Annotated in this window: 3 protein-coding genes; all 3 read right to left on the bottom strand. The window is 61.0% G+C overall.

Annotation, left to right across the window (positions count from 1 at the left end):
• Positions 1-437: hypothetical protein (locus tag JNL55_RS15640; protein ID WP_293855227.1), on the bottom strand; the 437-nt coding region annotated here is incomplete at its 3' end.
• Between the two features lie 50 nt (positions 438-487).
• Positions 488-3028, bottom strand: a complete 2541-nt coding sequence (locus JNL55_RS15635; protein ID WP_293855224.1) for a TonB-dependent receptor — start codon at positions 3026-3028, stop codon at positions 488-490.
• A gap of 116 nt (positions 3029-3144) precedes the next feature.
• Positions 3145-4150, bottom strand: a 1006-nt coding sequence (locus JNL55_RS15630) for a FecR family protein (RefSeq protein ID WP_293855221.1), incomplete at its 5' end; no start/stop codon positions are given.

The following is a 4150-nucleotide window of genomic DNA, read 5'->3' as shown; positions in this document are numbered from 1 at the left end:
AAGCGGAGTTCTCGGCGCGTCGACAGATCTCTGATCCGCAGTTCGCGCTCGGGCCCCTTCAGCAGATAAGCCAGCCAGCGACCGCTATTCTCGGACAGCTTGTATGCATCGATGCTCCCCAGCAGCTCGACTGACTGGGTGCCGAGCGCAACGAGCCCCAGTCCTCCGTCGGTTTTCTGGAAGACCAGCACACCGCAGTCGTTCACGCGCTCACAGGCGAATCGGGACGAGGCTGCCGCCGGCAGCTCCAATTTCCAACGCGCGTCAGTGGACACGACCATCAGCTTCGATGGCCGTGCACCTTCAACAATCGCGTAAGTCGCGAATCGGCCGTCGTCGCTGATTTGAGCCTCGCCCACCGACGGCCAGGTTGCATGAGCGTTCGGCGGCAACGGCGGCTTGGCGAGCGCGAACGTCGTGAACAGCGGTGTGCACATCAGAAGACCCGCCACCAGTCTCCTGATCTGTCGCAGCACAGTCACGACGCTTACCATGAATGAGTGGCATTGAGACCCACAGTGCGCGGCTGGATATAAATCACCGTGCCGGCCGCAGGATTGCCCGTGTGCGTGCCACGCTCATCCGTCAGGTTCGTGACGAACAGATTGACTGCCCAAGCACCGGAGCGCGAGCGCACGCCGGCGCTGGCATCCACTCTGGTATACGAAGGAGAGTTGAACAAGCCGGTGGAGCCGATGGCCGAGGCGCGTTCACCCACGTAGTTGGCAGCGGCGCCGACGAATCCGGAAAAGTCTTTGCCCAGACCAAACGTCTGATCCACCGACAAGCGACCCGACCATTCCATGCCCAGCGGCAAACGATCGCCCCGACGCCCTCTGACGGTACTGGTGATGGGGAAATTCTCGGTCAGCACTGCATCGTTCCACACCACCCAGCCACCGATCGTGAGTCCTTCCAGCGGCCGGCCTTCCAACGCCAACTCCACGCCCTGGCTCTTGGCTTTGCCCGCGTTGGACACATAAGAGATGCCGCTCGAAACCAAGCTCACCTGAATGTCCTGCCACGAGATGTAATAAAGCGAGGCATCCACCGTCAGCGCACGGTTCAGGAAATCGCCCTTCACACCGAACTCATAGTTTTCGGAACGATCGGGGTTGTAATGACACGGCACCGGAGCGAGCAGACAGCTGGCGGCGTTGGAGCCGCCGACACGATGGCCCGATGCCAGACGGCTGTAGATCATCAGTTCCGGCGATACCTTGAAGCTCGGCGTCAGCAGGTAGGTGAACTCTTCCGGATTGGCACGATTGGTGGCACCGACACTGGTCACGAGCGGCCCGCCGCCGATAAAAATGTTCTGGGTGGTGGTGCTCTGGTCGGATTGTTTGATCCAGGTCTGCCTGCCGCCCAACTGCACGTCCAAGCGCTCGGTGGCATGGAAGGTCAAGTTGGCGAACCCCGCGTACTCCTCGTAGCTGCCCGGTGCGTTCAAAATGAAACGGTAGGCATTGTCGATCGCTGCGCCCGAAGTACGATCCACCGCCTGACCGGTGTACGTGAGCAAGGCATCCTGGGTGGTGAAATAGCCGCCGAACAACGCGTCGACCTTGCTGCCCAGCGAAGTCGCGACGCGCAGTTCTTGAGTGAATCGTTCGATGTCGCCAAACCGGCTGCGCTGCGCCACCGCGTTGACCGGTTGCCCGTTGCTGTCCGTGCCGAACAGAAAGCTCAGGAAACTCAAGTCCACCAGAAAGTCCGCTTGCTGGCGGTTGTAACCGGTGATTGAAGTGAGTTCGAATTGCCCCAGCTGCCCCGTCAGGGTCGCGCTGTAGGACTGAAACTTCTTTTCGTAACCCGTGCCGCCCCGTGGCCGAGACTGCTCGAACTCTCCCAGCGCCACGTCGACGTCGCTGACACCATGCGCTTCGTGATCCTGAAAAATGGCGTTCAACTTTAAAGCCCACCCCTGGGCTGGACGCCACAACGCCGACACACGGCCGCCGCGCACCTCCTGCTCATCAACGCCGCGTGCCCCCAGCACCGGATCGTCCACGAAGCCTGGCTCCATGCGAGTGAAGCCGCTGAGACCCACGGCCAGCGACTCACTGATCGGCAGGTTGACGGAGCCGCGAAAGCTGTAACCCAGTTTGTGGCCGTTGGTGACGCTGGTAGTGCCGACACCCACGCGCCCTTGAAACGCTTCTGTAGACGGATCAACAGTGACGTACTTGATGAGGCCGCCCAAGCTGCTCGCGCCGTAAAGCGTGCCCTGCGGTCCGCGCAGCACCTCGATCCGCTCCAGATCACCCGGATCGATCTCCGGAGTAGCCAGTCCTGCGGTAGGGCCGGTGTTGCCGCTGAACGGCACATCGTCGATGAGAATGGCGACCGTCGGATTGGAGCCCGAAGACAGGCCGCGAATGGTCACAGTCTGATTCACGCCCGACGTCGCCGTGCCTACGCTCAGCCCGGGAATTCTCGTAGCATAGTCCTGCAAACGTAGCTGATTGGTGTCGACCAGCGCCCGCGTGGACACCACCGAGACCGGCACTGGAACGTCCTGCAAACGTTCGGAGCGCTTCTGTGCAGTAACGATTATTTCTTCGATACCGCCCCCAGCATCGCGATCAACGCCCTGCGCATGCACGCCGCTGCCAAACAGCAGTGCTGCCACGCTCGCCCATACCGACTTATGCCCTTGCCGATTCGCCATGTCGTCCTCCCCAATGCGCGCCTGTGTTGTGTCGGAGACCGAGATGTAGATCACCCCGTGTTCCGTCAGGCCGCCGGAGAACTGCGTGTCGCGAAACAAAATCATGATTGCTTCGCGCGCTGTGTACCGACCCACGACCGGCTTCATGCCCGTCTTGCCGGCCAACTCTTGAGGAAAAAGAACGATCAGATCCGTCTGTCGAGCGATGCTGGCTAGCGCCGCACCGAGCGCCTGCTCACGAATGTCGAAGTCATAAACCTTCTCGACATCCTGAGCATTGCCCACCGCACTCAGGCAGGCGCACATCACTGCCGCGAGCCACGCCAGCATGTTGCGGCGTGCGCGTGTCCCCATCCTCTTAGTTGGCCCTGCGATCAGCACACCGAAGTGCTCTCACCACCGGCCTTACTATGTAGGATGCCGGCTGGTCGCAGATCCACAGTACGCGTGGGCATTTTCTTGAAAGACGCTTAACCAGCCGATGAGAGTCGCACGTGAGTCGAGTCGATGCGTTCGACGTGAATACCGAACTTGAGATGCAGCGCTTGGAACACTCCGTCGATGAGCGACACCGGGAAGTAACCCGCCACCGGTTTGGCTGCGAGCGCCGGATCGACGATCTCGATTTTGAGGTCGGTGTAACGACTGATCTCATCGATGACCTCTTGCAGCGGCTCGCCAGAATAGACGAGCACGCCTTTGCGCCAGGCGAGCTTGCGATCCAGTTCCACCTTCGGCAGCTGGCGCACCGTTTCCACCGCTTCATTCAACAGCACGCTTTGACCTGCGGTCAGGTGTGCATGTGGTGTCGCGTCTGGCAAAGCGTTCTTGGGAGTGGCGGGCGACTGAGTCGACCCGAGCGCGACGGTGCCCTCCTCCACTGTGACTTCGACCAGCTCGCCGTCGCGTCGTCGCACCGTGAACGCTGTGCCGACGGCTTCGACGACAGTGCTACCTGCTCTCACCGTGAAGGGTCGCGATTTATCTTTGGCAACGGCGAAGTGCGCCTCGCCTCGTATCAGTTCGACGGCTCGCTCGCCGCGCGAGAATGCAACGCGAACACTGCTGTTCGTATTGATCTCGACGGAAGAGCCATCCACCAGTTCGACAGTGCGCTGCTCACCGATGGCCGTCTCGAATGCCGCAACCTGATCCAGGCCACGGAGATGATGCCAATAAGCCGTACCGCCAGCTGTAACCATCAACAGCACGGAAGCTGCGGCAGCGAGAAAGCCGCGCCTTTGCATCAAGGGCGGCCGCAACTCGGGCGTCTGAGTCATCGCTTCGCCGATGTCCTCCAGCTCCTTCAATATCTCCATCTCGCCCCAGAGCGCGCTGAGTGTGTCAAAAGCTGCGCGGTGCCGTTCGCTCTGCCGCAGCCATCGCTTGAACTCCATGCGATCTTCGGCACTGACCTGCTCACGGCCGAGCACCACCAGCCAGGAGGCCGCTTCAGTCTCGATCTGTTGTGCGCTG

It is taken from the genome of Steroidobacter sp., from assembly GCF_016790065.1.
Lineage (GTDB): Bacteria > Pseudomonadota > Gammaproteobacteria > Steroidobacterales > Steroidobacteraceae > Steroidobacter.
This window is presented reverse-complemented; position numbering and strand designations above follow the sequence as displayed.